The following is an 18,054-nucleotide window of genomic DNA, read 5'->3' on the forward strand; positions in this document are numbered from 1 at the left end:
AGAATTGCTGATGAATTGTGTGGTGGTGTGACAGTGACGACGATGACGGCGCTCGGACGGCAGGCCCTCGCAGTAACCGCCAGATGGCTTCGTGACGACGGCTGTAGTGGTAAGAGACATCGATCGAACACCCTAGTGGTGCCCTGGTTCTCCTGTCAGACGATGATCACTCCATGGCAGTTAGAGGGGTACCGGGTGCACCGGCTGCCGGTCGACGACGACTTCCAGCTCGACGCGGATGCTCTTGCCGATGCCGTCGCCGCCTGCCGACAGCACGGTGAACACCCGACAGTGTTGACCAGCGAAACATTCGGAATCCAGCCAGGCGCGAAGCTCATCGAGGTGCTAGAACAGGCCTGTCATGACGGTGTGTCGGTCGTCGTCGATCGCACTCATTCTTTTCTCGGTCCGTCGTTTACCCCTGCTGACATCGAAGTGGTCAGTACTCGCAAGCTTCTTCCCCTGACCGAGGTGGCATGGGTAGACGCAAACGAGGACCTCTCGCGGTTTGTTGGGAGGCGAGGCGACAAGGACGAGCTTCTTACGGCGGCCCGTCGTCGGTTTTTGAAGCATCGGGGCCTTGACACCTTTGAAGAAACCGAAGACCTGGCCGACGACTGCTGGGCTCCCGTTCCTCCCGACGACAACGCCCGTGCTGAGTTTGAAAGGTTTAACCTTGCTGAGTTCGCTCGCCGGGTGGGGCAGACCCGCGATGCTCTTTTAAGAGGCTTGGATGCGACCAGGGTCGTCAATCCCGCGGCCTGCTGTGCGATGGTGCTTCGTCACCCGGGCGCCGATGAGCTGGCAGACCGGCTGCGTAGAGTTGGCGTGGTCGGGTCATTGCATTGGGATCGGCCACAGCATCTGGACGTCGATTGGCCCGAGGACCTCGTCAGTTTGCCCGCGGTGATGGATGAAACAACGATTGATCGGGTTATTGACCTCGTCACGACGGTGGTCGAGGGAACGCGAGTCTCGTGGAAAAATGGTGACCTGTTGAGGTCGTGACACAAGGAGGATCCATGACCGCCCAGAAACTCGACGGCAAGGCCACTGCCGCCGCGATCAAGTCCGAGCTAGCCGAACGTGTAGCAGCCCTGCGCGGTAAGGGCGTCGTACCGGGACTGGGCACCGTGCTCGTCGGGGACGACCCGGCCTCGCACCAATACGTCGCTGGCAAGCATCGCGACTGTGCGCAGGTGGGTATTGAATCGATTCGTGTTGACTTGCCTGCCGACGTCACCGAGGAGGACCTCGCCCAGGAGATCCGTGGACTCAATGCCAACCCACATTGCACCGGTTACATCGTCCAGCTACCGCTGCCACGCCATATCGACACTAATTGGGCGCTTAACCTCATCGACCCTGACAAGGACGCCGACGGCTTGACGCCAGCATCACTAGGGCGTCTTGTCCTCAACGAGCCGGCCCCGCTGCCGTGTACCCCGCGTGGCATTGTTGAGCTGCTGACCCGCCATGGCATCGAGCTGCCGGGTGCCAACGTCTGCGTGGTCGGACGCGGTACGACGGTGGGCCGCCCGCTTGGGCTGCTGCTGACCCGTCGTTCCGCGAACTGCACCGTCACCCTGTGTCACACCGGTACCCGTAACCTCGCCGGGCACACCAGTCAGGCCGACATCATCATCGGTGCCGCTGGGTCTCCGGGCCTTATTGATGCCAGCATGATTCGTGACGGGGCCATCCTTGTTGACGTCGGTGTATCACGGTCTGCCGAGGGGAAGATCCAGGGCGACTTTGCTGCCGACGTGTGGGAAAAGGCCGCGTGGGTCTCGCCAAACCCCGGCGGCGTTGGCCCGATGACTCGCGCCATGTTGCTGTCCAATGTGGTAGACCGGGCTGAGCAGCTCGCTGCGGATCCTTCATGAGACAACCGAGCTACGCCGCTAAGGCGCCCGCCAGCACCGCCACTCGACATGCCCGACGGAGCGAGCGCTGCGCTGAATCGAAGGAGCATCTCCAATCTTGGTGGGCGCTCGCGGTCTGCTTGCTCGGGGTTGCTGCTTCGGCAATCGTTATGAGCACTGGGCACTGGCGTCGTGGCGCGATGGTCTTCGCGGCATCGGTGCTCATGGCAGGGGTTTTGCGGGTAGTACTGCCCGATCAACTGGCCGGGCTGTTGGCGGTCCGGGCGCGATGGATCGATGCGGTGCTTCTGCTAGGACTAGGGACAGTGATGGTTGTCGTCATCCTCACGAGGTGACGTCACCCCACCTACCACAACGTACCTGCGCCCTTGTCTCACCGGCGCCACTATTTTTGGTGCAGGTGAGACAAAGGCGCAAGTATCTGTGGTCGTGTTGACACGTGGCTCAACGTGCGTCAAGGACGCAACGCCTCCGACGAGCGAAGCTGCGAGGCGAGGTCAGCCCTTCACCGGTGGGGCCAGCGATGGTGAAGGTGGCGAACCCCTCCCCATTGATCCCAATGCCAGCGAAAGATGGCCCATTCTTGACGAAGATCGTCGTCTGGATGCGTCGGGCCATGAGGTCCAATCGCGAAACATCCTTGGAGTGCATGATTGCAGTGTGACGGTTGCCATGTTCCAGCTCGACGGCCAAATCGATCGCGGTGAGGTAATCGGTGACGGGGACCACCGGCACCACTGGCATGAGCATCTCGACCTGCACGAACGGATCCGACGGGTCAGTAACCATCGTCACTAAGCGGGTGCCCTGGTTAGGCTTAATTCCCGCAGCCCGCAGGATTTTCTGGGCGTCCTGGCCAACCCATGCGGTATTCGGTCGAACGCCAGACGGGTCGAGCAGTAAGGACCGCAGCTTGGCGAGCTCTTCGGGATCGCTGACGACCTGAGCGCCATTGACCCTCATGGCTGTCATGAGCTGGGGCAGCACTTCGGCGACGACAATAACTTCCTTCTCGGCGGTGCACGGCAGATTGTTATCGAAGCTGGCCCCCTGGACGATGTCGCTGGCGGCCTTAGCCACATCAGCGGTCTCATCGACGACAGCAGGAGGGTTGCCTGACCCGGCCCCGATCGCTTTCTTGCCGCTCGACAGCACCATGTTGACGATTTGCGGGCCACCGGTTGCTACGAGCATCGTGATGTCGGGGTGATTGATGAGAGCCGTGGTGGTGGCCGGAGTTGGCTCGGCGATGAGAGTGATGAGGTTTTCGGGAGCTCCTGCCTCGATCATCGCGCGATTGAGAACGTCAACGAGCCATGCGCTCAGACGACGAGCTCGCGGGTGAGGGCTGAAGACGACAGTATTGCCGGCAGACAACATCCCGACGGTGTTGCAGATGATCGTCTCAGTGGGATTCGTCGTCGGCGTGATGGCGCCAATGACCCCATAGGGGGAGTACTCGAGGGTGGTCAAGCCATCGTCACCTTGATGTGCCTCCATGACGAGATCCTCGACACCAGGGGTGCGGGTTGCCGCATAGAGATTCTTGAGAACCTTGTGATGGGCATTGCCCATCCTGGTCTCCTCGACGGCAGCTGTAGCCATGTATTCCAGACGCTCCTGCTGGCTGGCTGCCTCACGCACGGCCTTGATGAAGGTACGGCGCTGCGCCAAGAAGCAGTCAGAGAAGGCAAGAAACGCCTCGCGGGCGGCGGCTACTGCGGCGTCAACGTCGCAGAACACTCCGGAGAGGTGGGTGCTAGTGACAGGGACTGCGGTGGTGGTCATGGCTGCTGGCTCCTTCAGGCGTGGAGTCCTGGGCAGATCCGCCTTCTTGCGGTGGACATCAGGACATCTGATGCATTGACCATAGGAATGGCCATAATCATTCGTCTAGAGCAAAAACGAGAACGGGTCCGAGGTGCAGTTGAGACAGGCCTGAGCTTGCACTAATGCGCATTTCAACGAGTGCCTTAATTGTGGCATTTTCCACTGCGTGCCAAGAGCTTAAAAAGAGATTCAAACCTTTTTATATAGCAGGATGATAGGCATTGTCGTCGATGAAGCTAGGAGCATGGTGCCTTGCACGTTTGTGCACAAGTGTGGTGCATCTTTCTCGACGCTCGATCACGGACCGCAAAGGTGACGTTTCACGCCACGACGTACAAAGCGGGCCCGGAAACTGCCGTCTCCGGGCCCGTCTGGTTCAGGTCAATCAGATAAGGCCGAGCTCCCTGACGGCGTCACGCTCATCGGCGAGCTCCTTGGCGGAGGCGTCGATCTTGGCGCGCGAGAAGTCGTCGATCTCGAGGCCCTGAACGATCTCAACCTTGCCATCGGTGACGGTCACCGGGAAGGAGGAGATGAGGCCTTCGGCCACTCCGTAGGAGCCGTCGGACGGGATCGCCATGGACACCCAGTCACCCTTGGGGGTGGTGCTCATCCAGTCGCGCATGCATTCGACGGTGGCGTTGGCAGCCGAGGCAGCTGAGGAGGCACCGCGAGCGTCAATGATGGCAGCGCCACGCTTGGCGACGGTCGGGATGAACTCGTTCTCGATCCAAGCTTTGTCCACTAGGTCGGTGGCCTTCTGGCCAGCGACCTCGGCGTGAAAGGCGTCAGGGTACTGGGTGGAGGAGTGGTTGCCCCAGATGGTCATGTGACGCACGTCGTTGACAGTCTTGCCGGTTTTGCGGGCAAGCTGCGTCTTGGCGCGGTTGTGATCCAAGCGGGTCAGGGCAGCGAAGTGGTTGTTCGGGATGTCGACCGCGTTGGTAGCGGCGATGAGGGCGTTGGTGTTGGCGGGGTTACCGGTGACGAGAACGCGGACGTCGTCGGCAGCGACGTCGTTGAGGGCCTTGCCCTGGTCGGTAAAAATGGCACCGTTTTTGGTGAGCAGGTCGGAACGTTCCATACCAGCCTTGCGAGGCATGGCGCCGACGAGGAAGGCGGCGTTAACTCCGTCAAAGACCTTCTTTGGATCATCGCCGATCTCGATGTTCACGAGGTTACCGAAGGCGCAGTCGTCAAGCTCCATCACGACGCCCTCCAGGGCCTTGAGGGCCGGGGTGATCTCGAGAAGGCGAAGCTCGATAGGAGTGTCTCCGAGTAGCGAACCGGAGGCAATGCGGAACAACAGGCTGTAACAAATTTGGCCAGCAGCTCCGGTGACGGCAATCTTGACTGGGGTCTGGGTCATGGATCTCTCCTTGAAAGTCCTCGATGACACTTGGCTATTTCAAAGCCTACTCGCGGCGGCGACGCGAGGTCGGCCGGGGGAGTCATTCACATCAGGCGCTGCGTAACCGATTGGGCGACGGACCTAATCGGGGGCGTCAGGAGGTTCCGCTATCGCAAGACGACAGTGCGCCTTCCATCCAGAAAGGTGCGGTGCTCAGCGAACAGACGGACGGCCTCGTCAAGAGTTGCCGACTCGGTGTCCTGTCCAACGGCGGTGAGTTGAGCCACCGTCTGAGAATGGTCGACCCGTTGCACCCGCTGCTCGATAATGGGGCCCTCGTCAAGGTCGACGGTGACGAAGTGAGTTGTCGCGCCAATGAGCTTGACTCCGCGTGAATGAGCCTGACGATACGGGTTGGCGCCCTTGAAACCAGGCAGGAAGGAATGGTGAATGTTGATGCACCGTCCTGACAGCTGTTCGCACAGCTCAGGGGAAAGGATCTGCATATACCGAGCTAATACGACGAGCTCGACGTCAAGGTCGCTGACGGTGTGCAGTACCTCCTGCTCAAAGGAGGCTTTGGATTCGCGGTTGACCTTCTGCCACCGGAACGGAACCTCATAAAAGGCTACCAAGTCGGCGAGGTCAGGATGATTTGCCATTACCTGGACGACGTCGATCGGCAGCCGACCAGCGTCGCGGTTAAACAGCAAGTGGGACAGACAATGGGGTGCCTTAGAAGCCAAGATGAGGGTACGGACGGGACGTCCCAATACGTCGACGTGGAACGTTGCGTCGTACTTTCCGGCGAGCTCACTGACGGCGGACTCGAGGTCGGCGCGGCTACTCACGGACTCGACTTGCAACCGGATGAAGAAGTTTCCGGTGTCGGTGCTGGTGAATTGCTGGCACTCCGTGAGGTTTCCGCCCACGTGGGCACACGCCCCGGTAACGGCGTGGACGAGTCCGGGACGATCCGCACTGGTCCAGGTGACGACGAGCTCGTGGGGTTCCGACATGATCGGTACGGTAGTCGGCCTCGCCGCATCGGGGGGCGAGATCTCGCGAATCGGATTGCGGCAATCCGGTGTCCTGCGGTGTTCCTTTCTGGTGAGTCAGAAAGGAACACCTTCTCCACTATCCTAAATACGAAGTGCCGCTAGAAGCCCTGTCGGGTTGCCCTGCGGCGTTCCCCTCGACCACAGGAGTTCGTGCATGCCTACCATCGTCTGGACCAAGATCGACGAGGCCCCCGCCCTCGCGTCATATTCCCTACTGCCGATCGTGGAGGGATTCCTAGACGAGTCCGGTATTGACGTCACGACTTCGGATATTTCGTTGGTGGGGCGCATCTTAGCCCAGTTCCCGGATCGCCTGAGTGAAGATCAGAAGGTTGCCGACCATCTGGCTGAGCTGGGTGAACTCACCGGCTTCCCGGAAGCCAACATCATCAAGCTGCCTAATATTTCGGCATCGATTCCACAGCTCAAGGCCGCTATTGCCGAATTGCAGTCCCAGGGCTACGACCTTCCGGATTTCCCGGATAAGCCTTCCACCGATGAAGAGAAGGAGATCGCCGCTCGGTACGCCACTGTGCTCGGCTCGGCGGTGAACCCCGTGCTGCGTCAAGGCAACTCCGATCGTCGCGCCCCGGCTGCGGTCAAGACCTATGCCAAGGCACACCCGCACCGGATGGGGCAGTGGAACGACCAGGTCAAGGCGCGAGTTGCCCATATGGACCATGGCGGCTTCTTTGACCATGAGGAGTCCTTCGTCTCTCACGGGCAGGATCTCGACGTTGTCCTCATCAGCTCCGACGGTTCCGAGACGACTTTGGCTAGCGGCATCAAGACTGTCGACGGCGAGATCGTTGACGCCACCTTCATGTCTGTCGCGGCTCTCGACGAGTTCTACGCATCGTCCCTCGCCCAGGCCAAGGAAGAGAATCTCCTGTGGTCGGTTCACCTCAAGGCGACGATGATGAAGGTCTCCGACCCGGTCCTGTTCGGCCACGCAGTGCGCACCTTCCTGACCGACGTCTTCGATAAATACGGTGACGACCTCAACTCGGTAGGCGTCAACCCCGATCTTGGGCTGGGCGACCTTTATGCTCGTATTGAGAAGCTTCCTGTAGAACGCGCAACTGCAATTAAGGCGGCCATCGATTCTGCTTTCGCGGCTCGCCCGGCCCTGGCCATGGTCGACTCTGACAACGGCATCACCAACTTGCACGCCGGCAACCTCGTCATCATCGACGCTTCCATGCCGACCGTCGTCCGCGATTCCGGATGCATGTGGAACGCCGAAGGTAAGCGTCAGGAAACCCTGGCCTGCATTCCCGATCGCAGTTACGCCACCATGTACGCCGCGATCATGGACGACTGCCGCGACCATGGCGCCCTCGACCCGGCCACGATGGGTGACGTCCCGAACGTCGGTCTGATGGCTCAGAAGGCGGAGGAATACGGCTCTCACCCGACTACCTTCACCGTCGCCCATGAGGGCCGCGTTGAGGTGCGTTGCGGTGATGAAGTGCTGACGAGCCAGCACGTCGACGCTGGCGACATTTGGCGTATGAGTCGGGTGCGCGACATCCCGGTGCGTGATTGGGTGCGCCTGGCCGTTGAGCGGGCACGCGTCACCAATACCCCGGCGGTGTTCTGGCTTGACGAGAATCGTGCCCACGACGCCCGCGTTATTGAAAAGGTCAAAGCCTACCTGCCAGAGTACGACACCGAGGGGTTGGATATCCGCATCCTGGCCCCTGCCGACGCTATGAGGTTCACCCTGGCGCGCATCCGTCGCGGGGCGGACACCATCTCGGTGACCGGCAACGTGCTACGCGATTATCTCACCGATCTCTTCCCGATCTTGGAGATTGGCACCAGCGCCAAAATGCTCTCGATCGTTCCATTGCTAGCCGGTGGTGGTTTGTTCGAAACCGGTGCCGGCGGTTCGGCACCCAAGCACGTCGCCCAGTTCGTAGCCGAGAACTACCTGCGGTGGGACTCCCTAGGTGAGTTCTGCGCTCTGGGTGCATGCCTTGAGCACATCGACCAGACCAGCGAGGGCACCAAAGCGGGGGTACTTGCGGCGACCCTTGATAAGGCTATCGGCGCCTTCCTGGAGAACGACCGCTCTCCGGCCCGCAAGCTCGGTCAGATCGACAACCGAGGGTCCCATTACTGGCTGGCCCGTTACTGGGCCGCCGAACTGGCTGCCCAGCAGGATGATGCCGAACTTGCTGACCGGTTCTCCGATGTCGCGACCGAGCTGGCTGCTCGAGAAGCCCAGATTCTCAAGGAATTCAACGGAGTCCAGGGTAACCCGGTCGATTTGGGTGGATATTACCACCCTGACAAAGAGCTCGTTGAGGAGGCTATGCGCCCCAGCACCACCTTCAACGCCATTATTGAATCCCTGTGAGCACAGCCCGGGTTTCGACCGATCGTAAGGATGCGGGCCGACGCCGGTGGTTCATCACCATCGGCGTCGGTCTCGCCGTGTGGGTGGCTCAGCGTCTCGCCCTCATCGTGGCCATGGCTTGCGACGGACCGGTCATCCCGAGACTGACTCGGTGGGACGGAAAATGGTATTCCGTTGTTGCGGCTGGGGGGTATCACTGGCCCAACCCCATGTTCGGCCACACTAATCCATGGATATCCGATCTGGCCTTCCTGCCGGGACTGCCAGCTCTTGGCAGAATGATCATTCTGGTAGCCGGTTTGCCGTCACGTTCCGCGATCCTCATCGCCGGGCAGATAGGTTTCCTCGCAGCCGCTGTGGTCATCACGGCGGTCGGGCTCAAAGTGGCAGGACCGACCGCAGCCGTACTGTTGGTGGCCTGCTGGGGCGCCGCCCCTCGCGCTGTCGTTGAGTCGATGGGGTACACCGAGGGCTGGTTCATTGCCTTTGTCGGGCTTGGGCTGCTCGCCATCCTGTCTGGACGGTGGATCCTCGCCGGGGCATTCGTCGGCGTCGCCGGTCTGTTCCGGGCATCCGTCGTCCCGGTATGCATTGTTCTCGGTATCGCCTGGCTGACGAGCCTGTTCAAGGCTGAGCCAGGGCAGCGATGGCGTCGTTTCATCGGGATGGTGCTAAGCCCGCTGGGATTACTGACCTGGTTCGTCATCGTCGCTCGTCGTACGGGCAGATGGAATGGTTACCTGCTCGTCCAGAAAGCGTGGGGGAGCAAGATGGGTACCCTGCTTGACACCTGGGAAAACTTTCAGACGCGAATGAATCACGCTCCGTTTGATTGGCGATATGTCGGGTTGATTGCCCTGACGTGGTGCGTCTATCTAGGCTTGGGCATCGTCATGGCAGTTCGACGCGAACCGGTGTGGCTAACGGTGTACGTGCTTGTGACCGTGATCTTCGTTGGTCACATGCAGGGGTACTTCAACTCCAAAGCCCGGTTCCTACTGCCCGCTTTCCCGGCCTTTTTGCCGGTGGCGAGGCTGCTTGAGCGGGGTCCGAGATGGTTTCAGGTGGTGTTCACCCTCGCCATCTCGGCAGTCTCGACGTGGTGGAGCCTCGACGTCTTAAGGCACAACCTCTCGCCGTGAGATGTCGTGCTGTGGAGTTCCGTCGGGCTGAACCCTTATTCTTGGTCTTATGCACAACGATGACCGGGAGGGCGATAGTCCCGCTATCTTCGTTATTGCCTCTGTGAGGAGAGGGATGGTGAAGGCCCGTGGCTGAGGTCTTTAAGAACGCCGCCCTCATTCTCCTGTTCATCCTCGTGGGCGGGGTATTTTCGGCTGCCGAGATGGCGCTAGTGAGCCTCCGCGACTCCCAAATTAAGCAATTGGCGGCGTCCCGGGGGTCTCGCGGTCGTTCTATTCAAAAGCTGCAATCAGATCCCAATCGCTTCCTCTCGGCGGTGCAGATCGGTGTCACCTTGTCAGGCTTCCTCGCCTCGGCTTTTGGTGGCGCGACGCTGGCCAGTCAACTCGCGCCAGTACTCGAGTCCTGGGGAATGTCGGTATCGGTGGCTGCAACGGTCGCCCTCGTCACGATCACGATCATTATTTCCTACTTTTCAATTGTGTTAGGTGAGCTCGTAGCTAAGCGTTTAGCCATGCAGCGTGCAGAGGGCTTCTCCCTGGCGCTCGGCCCGATGGTGAACGGCATCGCTACCCTGTTTCGGCCCATCATCTGGTTCCTGGGGGTGTCGACGGACCTCGTCGTCAAGATCCTTGGCGGCGATCCGGCCGCGGCACGCGAAGAGGTGACTGACGAGGAGATTCGTTCCATGGTCGTCTCCTCAGCCACCCTGGGCGATGAAGAGCGCACCATCCTTGACGAAGTCTTCGCCGTGGGAGAGAAGTCACTGCGCGAAGTGATGGTTCCGCGCACCGAGGTCGACTTCTTACAGGGATCGATGAAGGCTGTCCAAGCTGCTCAGGTGGTTCGCGATGGTTCCCATTCTCGGTATCCGGTGATCGACGGATCAGCGGATCGGGTGCTCGGATTCGTTCATGTTCGCGATCTGCTCGAACTCGACCCTCAGATTCGTACCAGTCGGGTAGCCCAACTGGTACGTACCGTCGTCTCTTTACCCGATACCGTCAAGGCACTCAAAGCGCTGACGGAGATGCGTCGCACCAACGCTCACCTAGCTATCGTGCTTGACGAATACGGCGGCACGGCTGGCATCGTCACCTTGGAGGACCTTGTCGAGGAGATCGTTGGCGACATTACCGATGAATACGACACCGTCGAACCATCCGACCTGGCCCACGTCAGGCAGCGCGATATCGACGGCTTAACCACCCTTGAGGACTTTTCTGACAAGGTAGGGCTGGTGCTGCCTGAGGGACCATACGACACCGTCGCAGGGTACTTCATGGCTCAGACTGGTGAAGTGCCCGCTAAGGGCGCCCAGGTCGCCGTCCACCTCGATCCAGTCGGGTACGTGGCCGACGAGGATGACGATGACGTTGAACCCGATCCCAATGTTGAACTGACGGTTACCGAGGTTGATGGCCTGCGTGCTGCCTGGTTGAGGGTTCGTCGCTTGGATGCGCCCGGCGCGCAATCGGAATCGGCGGAGGCGTCGACAGCCCCGCGCCCTGAGCGGGAGGCGGCAAGCGCGTGAGGCGACCGGCGTGGCTCGGCGGTCCCGGAAAGGATGTCGACGGGGCGGTCTTGCTTACCGGCCCGGAGGCCGGTGAGTTGCTGCAAGCAGCCGTTGAGCACGCTGGTGGGGGTCTCATCGATTGGCACCTCGACCACGTTGACGCGAATCCGGGTCAGTCCACGACGGCGACTTATCAGGCTCGGGTGCAGTGGCCTGCCGGAGAGCGGCAAGAATTGTTCGGCATGAGCGCCCGAGCGAGTGGCCCTGCGGTGACCGATTCATGCGCTGACATTTACGTCGACGGGTCCCGGGAGGTCGCCGTCTGGCGTTACCCCGACGACCCTGACCTGCCGGGACTCTCTCGTGCGGCATACCCCGAACAGATGGCGGCCATCATCTCTGACCTGAACCTGGTTGGGGCCCGAGTGACCGCCCAGCAGATCAATCTGCGCATGATCGGGTACCGGCCGCGACGTCGGGCGGTGTTATGCGTTGAGGTCGACAATCGGCGTTTTTACGTCAAGGTACTGCGTGACGGCATCTTCCAAGCGACGCTAGCGCGGCACGATTTGCTGACCCGCGCGTCGGTGCCAAGCCCCAGGGTAGCCGGCTTCACCGAAGACAACCTGCTCTTTCTTACCGAGCTGCCGGGGTGCCCCCTCAGCAAGGCGTTATTTGAACCAAGAAACCCGTGTACCGCCGAGGACCTTGTTGACCTGCTCGACCAGTTACCCCCGCAGGTGTGTGATCTTCCGCGCCGGTCACCGTGGAGCGAATCGGTCGACCACTACTGCCGCATGGTCGCCGCCGCTCTGCCGGACCAGAGCGAACGGTTGGAAAGGATGGCCCAGATTATTACCCAAGGGCTGTCGGATGTGCCGACAGGAAACGAACCCACTCATGGAGATTTTCACGAGGGACAGATTCACGTATGGAACGGCCAGGTGTGCGGAATCCTTGACGTTGACACCATCGGGCCAGGACGTCGGGCTGATGACCTCGCTTGTCTGGTCGCCCATTTGTCGACGGTACAGCGCATGAACGCGTCTCAGGCTGATCGTATGCGGAAGATTTTGGCGGCGTGGGTTCCGGTCTTCGATTCGCGGGTCGACCCGATCGAGTTGAGGCTGCGCTCTGCGGCGGTCGCGATTTCGCTGGCTACCGGGCCCTATCGCAGTCAAGAGGACAACTGGCAGGACGAAACCCTGTCCATCGTTGATGCGGCTGAGGCTCTCGTCAACCAGGTAGTTTGACGCCCTGCTCGCCCTATGAATTGCCGGTACCACCGAAGGAAGTGGCGTTTTCCCACTTCCTGGGGTTAGTTTGACCGTTAAGGTGTCGGTTCCATCACGAAGGGGTTACAGTTTTATGGCCCGATAGGCGAAACCTGCCACACGGGCTTCCCAATTGTTGGATCATCGTCTGCTCCAGGAGGCAGTCCGTGAAGAAGTCACACCTCGCTATCCTCGCTGTTTTTGCCGCCGCGGCCCTGTCGCTGTCGGCCTGCGCGCAGGCTCCGGACGCGTCCACGGGTTCCTCGGCGAGCTCCTCCACCTCCGCTGCTGGGAACGACAACTCGAATTCCGGTGAGTTCAAGGCCTGCATGGTCTCCGACTCCGCTGGCTTCAACGACAAGTCCTTCAACGAGACTTCTCTCCAGGGCCTCAACAAGGCTGCTAGCGATCTTGGTGTGAAGACTGCCAAGGTTGAGTCGAAGGACGATAAGGACTACGCCACCAACCTGCAGTCTATGGTCGACGCCAAGTGTTCGATCGTCGTCTCTGTGGGGTTCTTGCTCGAGAAGCCCACCGTCGCCATTGCGAGAGCAAACCCGAACGTCAAATTCGCCATCGTTGACGACAACCCGGCAAATCCGCCTGAAAACCTCAAGCCGCTGGTCTTCAACACTGCCCAGTCTTCTTTTGAGGCCGGTTACCTCGCTTCCGCACTAACTAAGACTGGCAAGGTTGCCACCTTTGGCGGTATGAAGATCCCGACCGTCACTATCTTCATGGATGGCTTCGCCCAGGGCGTTGACTACTACAACAAGCAGAAGAACAAGTCGGTTCAGATCATTGGCTGGGATGCCCAGAAGCAAGACGGCCAGTTCGTTCCGCAACCTAATCCATTCCAGAATGTCTCCGGTGGTAAGACCACTGCTCAGGCGCTGCTCAACCAGGGCGCTGACATTATCCTGCCGGTGGCGGGCAATGCTGGAAATGGTGCTCTACAGGCTGTGAAGTCGTCGAGTGGAAAAGCCAACGCCATCTGGGTTGACGGTGATGGCTGCAAGACCCAGCCCGCTTACTGCTCTAACATCATTACTTCGGTGTTCAAAGGCATGGATGTCGCTGTCTTCGACGCGATTAAGGCTGCTAAGGACGGCAAATTCGATAACAAGCCCTACGTTGGCTCCCTGAAGGACGATGGTACTGGTCTGTCGTCGTTCCACGAATTTGACTCCAAGGTCCCTGCGGACGTTAAGGGCGAACTGAAGACGATCAAGGACGATATCAACTCCGGCAAGATCAAGATCACCTCAAAGGCCCAGCCTAGTAAGTGACTCTGAGCGCGAACTCGGTTCGCCAGCCGCTGCGCGGCCATACGTGAGCCGACGACGCGCCGATCTCCTGTGGGGGTCGGCGCGTCGTCGGCGCACACGACATCCGGGACCAGACGTGGAAGGATCTACTTCGTGACCACCAACACTACTGTTGCCCCGCCTGGCGACAATGCACCCCTCAAAAAAGGGTTGAGTTTACGAGGCGTCACGAAGAGATTCGGGACCCTGACGGCCAACGACCACATCGACCTCGACATCGTTCCCGGTCGAATTCACTGCTTGCTCGGCGAAAACGGTGCCGGCAAGTCGACCCTCATGAACATTCTGTACGGCTTGCTGCCTTCTGACGAAGGGCAGGTCTACATCGACGGGGTGAAGCAACACTTCGATAATTCCAGGCAGGCCATGACGGCCGGTATTGGGATGGTTCACCAGCACTTTATGCTCGTCAACGTCTTCACGGTGGCCGAAAACATTGCGTTGGGACGAGAGGAATCGACCGCAGGAGTGCTGTCGATGCGGCGAGCCCGCGCCAAGGTGCGCGAACTGTCTGATCGATATCACCTCGATGTCAACCCAGACTCGGTCGTCGAGAATCTGCCGGTTGGAGTCCAACAGCGTGTCGAGATCCTGAAATCCTTAGCCAACGACGCTAAATACCTTATCTTCGATGAGCCAACCGCGGTGCTCACCCCGCAGGAAATCGACGAGCTCATGGCCGTCATGAGGACTCTGCGTGACGAGGGCCGAGCCATCGTTTTCATTACCCACAAGCTGCGCGAGGTCCGCGCCATTGCTGACGACATCACTGTGGTTCGACGAGGCCGCATCGTAGGTGAGGCCAGCGCCGACCAGTCTGAGGCCGAACTCGCCGAGATGATGGTGGGACGTGCCGTCAAGCTTGTCGTCGATAAGAACGAGGCTAAACCGACCGTCCCTCGCCTGGAAATTAAGGACCTCACGGTGGCCGATGACCGCGGATCAGTCGTTGTCGACGGGGTGTCATTGACCGTCGCAGGTGGTGAGATTCTCAGCGTCGCCGGAGTGCAGGGCAATGGTCAAACGGAACTCGCCTCCTCGCTGCTTGGGCTCATCAAGCCGACGTCGGGAACAATCCACATTGATGGCAAGGACGCCACTGGTGTGGCCCCCGCCAAGGTCATTGAGGCCGGACTCGGATTCGTGCCCGAGGACCGTCAACGGGACGGTTTTGTTGGCGAGTTCTCCATCGCTGAGAACCTCGTGCTGAACCAGGTTGGTGCCTACTCCAAGCACGGTAACCTGCAGCTCAAGCGGATCGCCGACAATGCGCGTGACCGTGTTGAGGAGTTCGACATCCGTACCCCGTCGGCCTCGTTACCAGTGTCCTCGCTGTCGGGTGGTAACCAACAGAAGGTCGTGCTGGCACGTGAACTCTCGCGTCCGTTAAGTGTCCTGGTGGCCTCTCAGCCCACCCGCGGTGTCGACGTCGGTGCTATCGAGTTTTTGCACAAGCGTGTGGTTGACGAGCGCGACAACGGTACGGCGGTGCTCATCGTCTCCACCGAGCTCGACGAAATTGAGGGGCTGTCAGACCGTATTGCGGTGATGTACCGCGGTCGTATCGTCGGCATCGCCCCAGCGGGAACCCCCCGCGACGTTCTTGGCCTCATGATGGCCGGATTCAGTTACGACGAGGCATGTGACAGCGTCGCTAAGGGACACAAGGAGGTCTCGGAATGAGCGCAGAATCCCCGAAGCCTACTGTGTCGAAGGAAACCACCTCATCGACGGCAGCTTCCACGGCTCCCGCGAAGTCGCGCCGTTCCTTCCCCTGGAATGACCTGTGGGTGACGGTCGCTGCATTTGTGCTGGCTTTCATCGTCTCGGCCATTGTGATGGTGGCGGCTGATCCCGAGATCAACAAGGAGTGGAGCTACCTTTTCTCTCGTCCCGACGCTTTGACTGACTCGTGGGCTCAGATTTCGTCGGCCTACGCGGCCCTATTTCAGGGAGCTTTCGGATCCTGGCAGGCATTCACTGCGACAACGGCCCAGTCAGCCCCTCTCATTTGTGGCGGTCTTGCCATTGGCCTGGGCTTCAAGGCTGGCCTGTTCAATATTGGTGGTCAGGGCCAGGCGATTGCCGGAGCAACATTGGCCGCGTGGGTTGGATTTAATTTCCACTCCTTGCCGCTGCCGGTTCACCTACTCTTTGCCGTAATTGCCGGATTCATTGGCGGAGCGGTCTGGGGTGGCATCGCTGGCGTTCTCAAAGCCCGTGCTGGTGCCAATGAGGTCATCGTGACAATCATGCTCAACTACATTGCTAGCGGTCTGCTGGCCTGGTTGCTGACGACTAAGGCCTTCCAGATGCCCGGTCGTACCGATCCAATCGCCCCGATCGTCGACTGGAACGCTACCTTCCCGCGGATGGTCGGATCTCAGCTGCACCTTGGATTCTTCCTGGCTCTGCTGCTCGCAGTTGGCACCTGGTGGCTACTCGACCGTACTGTTCTGGGCTTCCGGATCCGTGCGGTGGGCTCTAACCCGAATGCCTCGGCTACTGCCGGTGTGAACACCAACTCCATCATTGCGTGGACGATGATTATCTCTGGTGGCCTGGCTGGTATGGCCGGCGTCGAGGTGGCCCTGGGCCCGATCTCCGGTGCCACTCCGACTCAGCTGTCCATCGGTCTGGTGGGAACCATCGGCTTCGACGCCATCACGGTGGCCCTGCTGGGTCGTTCTAGGCCGCTCGGCATCGTTCTTGCAGGCCTGTTCTGGGGCGCTATGAACCAGGGCGGCTTGCGTATGCAGGCCATGACCCAGACCTCCCTAGACTTGGTTCGGGTCATTCAGGCGGTGATCGTCATGTTCGTGGCCGCTCCGATGCTAGTCAAGACGATCCTGCCTTTTCTTAAAACGCGCAAGGAGAATCGCACCAAGAAACGTGACCGTGGGCCGGTCCCGGCCGATACCACCACGAAGGGAGCTCTGGCATGAGCCCGGCATCGCGTTTTCCCCGTCCTACCACCTCCGACATCACCAAGACCGGTATCGAGCTTCCCGCTGACGCCAGCGAGGCCCTCGATAAAGAATTGGAGTTTGAGCAGGTGGAATCCCGTGAAGCCCGTACCCATCGGCTGTCCACGGGTGTACTCATCGGCATCATGGCATTGGTGTTGTTTTTCCTGCTAACTAAAACGTCAGGAGAGGCACACTTCGCCTTTACTGACGCCCTCGCCGGTAAAGAATTAGGCAGCTTGAGTGTGTCCGGATTCCCGGTTGTGCTCGTCAGTGCCATCGCGTGTTTGCTGGCGGCTGGAGCTTTCTTTATGGGGCGTAACCGTCACACTCTTACCATCACTGCCGGTGTCGTCGCTGGAATCGCCATCATCATCGGCTTCCTAAGCTGGGCGGCTGCCGGACGTGGCTTGCCATTCCAGGTTGCAGGCCAGCTTCAGGGCACCTTGTCTGTAGCAACACCGCTAGTCCTCGGAGCTCTGTGCGGTGTTATGTGTGAGCGTGCTGGTGTCGTCAACGTCGCCATTGAGGGCCAGATGCTCACCGCAGCCTTTGCGGCAGCCCTCGTCGGATCCATAACGAAGTCCATTTTCGCCGCCATCGTTGTGGCGATCATCGCATCCGTGCTGACCGCCGCGTTGCTGGCTGTTTTCACCATCAAGTATTTCGTCGATCAAGTTGTTATGGGCGTGGTCGTCAACTTTTTTGCATCTGGTCTCATGGGTTTCTTCGACGCCCAGTTGCTTTCTCCAGATGCCGAGGAATACAACGCGGCGCCAATCATGGAAGCCGTCGCGATCCCAGGGCTGTCGAAGATTCCGTTCGTTGGCCCGATTTTCTTCGACCAGACTGTGCTGGTGTACATCGGATTCCTCTGCATCCCGCTGGTGTGGTTCCTGCTGTGGCGCACTAAATGGGGGCTGCGGGTCCGGTCCGTCGGTGAGCATCCCGAGGCTGCTGACACTGTGGGTATCTCGGTTGCCGGAGTGCGGTGGTCTGCAGTGCTCATGGGGGGCGTTTTCGCGGGCCTGGGTGGCGCTTACTTCACCATCGGTACTGTGGGGTCATTTTCGAAAGACATCACGGTAGGTAACGGCTTCATCGCTCTTGCCGCCCTCATCATGGGTCGGTGGCGTCCAGGGCTGGCTGCCGTCATGGCGCTGTTCTTCAGTTTCGTAACTCAGCTGTCCACCGAGCTGTCGACGATTAGCGCGCCGATGCCTTCGCAGTTCCTGCTCATCTTGCCGTACATTGCGACGATCGTCGCTGTAGCCGGTCTGGTAGGCAAAGTGAGATCACCAGCAGCCGATGGGACCCCGTACATCAAGGAGTGA

At 59.9% G+C, this 18,054-nt stretch carries 14 protein-coding genes; 11 read left to right on the plus strand and 3 right to left on the minus strand.

Translation table 11 applies throughout. The features are described from left to right. Nucleotides 1–42: 42 nt before the first annotated feature. The 3 genes from F1563_RS10960 to F1563_RS14700 are packed head-to-tail and all read left to right on the plus strand — an operon-like array spanning nt 43 to nt 2,221. Entirely contained in the window at nt 43–1,008 is a 966-nt protein-coding gene (locus F1563_RS10960; protein ID WP_172623704.1) for a hypothetical protein, read from the plus strand. A 14-nt stretch (nt 1,009–1,022) separates the two neighbouring features. Continuing rightward, nucleotides 1,023–1,886, plus strand: a complete 864-nt coding sequence (locus tag F1563_RS10965) for a bifunctional methylenetetrahydrofolate dehydrogenase/methenyltetrahydrofolate cyclohydrolase (protein ID WP_002528638.1) — start codon at nt 1,023–1,025, stop codon at nt 1,884–1,886. Next, nucleotides 1,883–2,221, plus strand: a complete 339-nt coding sequence (locus F1563_RS14700; protein WP_002528637.1) for a DUF3017 domain-containing protein — start codon at nt 1,883–1,885, stop codon at nt 2,219–2,221. The genes F1563_RS10965 and F1563_RS14700 overlap by 4 nt, the downstream gene beginning before the upstream one ends. 109 nt (nt 2,222–2,330) lie before the next feature. Here F1563_RS14700 and F1563_RS10975 read toward each other — a convergent pair whose 3' ends face one another. The 3 genes from F1563_RS10975 to F1563_RS10985 form a co-directional block, all read right to left on the minus strand. Beyond that, nucleotides 2,331–3,674 (minus strand): aldehyde dehydrogenase family protein, encoded by a 1,344-nt coding sequence (locus tag F1563_RS10975; RefSeq protein WP_002528636.1) that lies wholly within the window; start codon nt 3,672–3,674, stop codon nt 2,331–2,333. A gap of 427 nt (nt 3,675–4,101) precedes the next feature. Further along, nucleotides 4,102–5,085, minus strand: coding sequence for a malate dehydrogenase (locus tag F1563_RS10980; protein WP_002528635.1), 984 nt, complete (start codon nt 5,083–5,085; stop codon nt 4,102–4,104). Nucleotides 5,086–5,234: 149 nt separating this feature from the next. Beyond that, nucleotides 5,235–6,086 (minus strand): formyltetrahydrofolate deformylase, encoded by an 852-nt coding sequence (locus F1563_RS10985; RefSeq protein ID WP_149302686.1) that lies wholly within the window; start codon nt 6,084–6,086, stop codon nt 5,235–5,237. A gap of 196 nt (nt 6,087–6,282) precedes the next feature. Between F1563_RS10985 and F1563_RS10990 the strand changes: the two genes are divergently transcribed. From F1563_RS10990 to F1563_RS11030, 8 genes are all read left to right on the plus strand, one after another. Next, the gene (locus F1563_RS10990; RefSeq protein WP_149302689.1) at nt 6,283–8,493 is read left to right on the plus strand and encodes an NADP-dependent isocitrate dehydrogenase; all 2,211 of its coding nucleotides are present in this window, start codon (nt 6,283–6,285) and stop codon (nt 8,491–8,493) included. Beyond that, nucleotides 8,490–9,635, plus strand: coding sequence for a hypothetical protein (locus tag F1563_RS10995; protein ID WP_002528632.1), 1,146 nt, complete (start codon nt 8,490–8,492; stop codon nt 9,633–9,635). Before F1563_RS10990 ends, F1563_RS10995 begins: the two co-directional genes overlap by 4 nt. 128 nt (nt 9,636–9,763) lie before the next feature. Further along, a complete protein-coding gene (locus tag F1563_RS11000; RefSeq protein WP_002528631.1) occupies nt 9,764–11,170 on the plus strand; it encodes a hemolysin family protein in 1,407 nt (468 codons plus the stop codon). Continuing rightward, on the plus strand, nt 11,167–12,405 hold the full coding sequence (locus F1563_RS11005) for an aminoglycoside phosphotransferase family protein (protein ID WP_002528630.1): 1,239 nt from the start codon (nt 11,167–11,169) through the stop codon (nt 12,403–12,405). The genes F1563_RS11000 and F1563_RS11005 overlap by 4 nt, the downstream gene beginning before the upstream one ends. Nucleotides 12,406–12,593: 188 nt before the next feature. Next, nucleotides 12,594–13,715, plus strand: coding sequence for a BMP family lipoprotein (locus F1563_RS11015; protein WP_007434021.1), 1,122 nt, complete (start codon nt 12,594–12,596; stop codon nt 13,713–13,715). Nucleotides 13,716–13,847: 132 nt separating this feature from the next. Next, nucleotides 13,848–15,437: an ABC transporter ATP-binding protein gene (locus F1563_RS11020; RefSeq protein WP_002528627.1), complete on the plus strand. Its 1,590-nt coding sequence runs from the start codon at nt 13,848–13,850 to the stop codon at nt 15,435–15,437. After that, nucleotides 15,434–16,699, plus strand: a complete 1,266-nt coding sequence (locus F1563_RS11025; protein WP_002528626.1) for an ABC transporter permease — start codon at nt 15,434–15,436, stop codon at nt 16,697–16,699. The genes F1563_RS11020 and F1563_RS11025 overlap by 4 nt, the downstream gene beginning before the upstream one ends. Beyond that, entirely contained in the window at nt 16,696–18,054 is a 1,359-nt protein-coding gene (locus F1563_RS11030) for an ABC transporter permease (protein WP_069181752.1), read from the plus strand. The genes F1563_RS11025 and F1563_RS11030 overlap by 4 nt, the downstream gene beginning before the upstream one ends.

Origin of the sequence: Cutibacterium modestum, from assembly GCF_008326345.1 — a bacterium.
Lineage (GTDB): Bacteria > Actinomycetota > Actinomycetes > Propionibacteriales > Propionibacteriaceae > Cutibacterium > Cutibacterium modestum.

Coding starts and splice junctions, on each gene's coding strand:
- F1563_RS10960 (WP_172623704.1), top strand. CDS start 43: ATGACGGCGCTCGGACGGCAGGCCCTCGCAGTAACCGCCAGATGGCTT.
- F1563_RS10965 (WP_002528638.1), top strand. CDS start 1,023: ATGACCGCCCAGAAACTCGACGGCAAGGCCACTGCCGCCGCGATCAAG.
- F1563_RS14700 (WP_002528637.1), top strand. CDS start 1,883: ATGAGACAACCGAGCTACGCCGCTAAGGCGCCCGCCAGCACCGCCACT.
- F1563_RS10975 (WP_002528636.1), bottom strand. CDS start 3,674: ATGACCACCACCGCAGTCCCTGTCACTAGCACCCACCTCTCCGGAGTG.
- F1563_RS10980 (WP_002528635.1), bottom strand. CDS start 5,085: ATGACCCAGACCCCAGTCAAGATTGCCGTCACCGGAGCTGCTGGCCAA.
- F1563_RS10985 (WP_149302686.1), bottom strand. CDS start 6,086: ATGTCGGAACCCCACGAGCTCGTCGTCACCTGGACCAGTGCGGATCGT.
- F1563_RS10990 (WP_149302689.1), top strand. CDS start 6,283: ATGCCTACCATCGTCTGGACCAAGATCGACGAGGCCCCCGCCCTCGCG.
- F1563_RS11025 (WP_002528626.1), top strand. CDS start 15,434: ATGAGCGCAGAATCCCCGAAGCCTACTGTGTCGAAGGAAACCACCTCA.
- F1563_RS11030 (WP_069181752.1), top strand. CDS start 16,696: ATGAGCCCGGCATCGCGTTTTCCCCGTCCTACCACCTCCGACATCACC.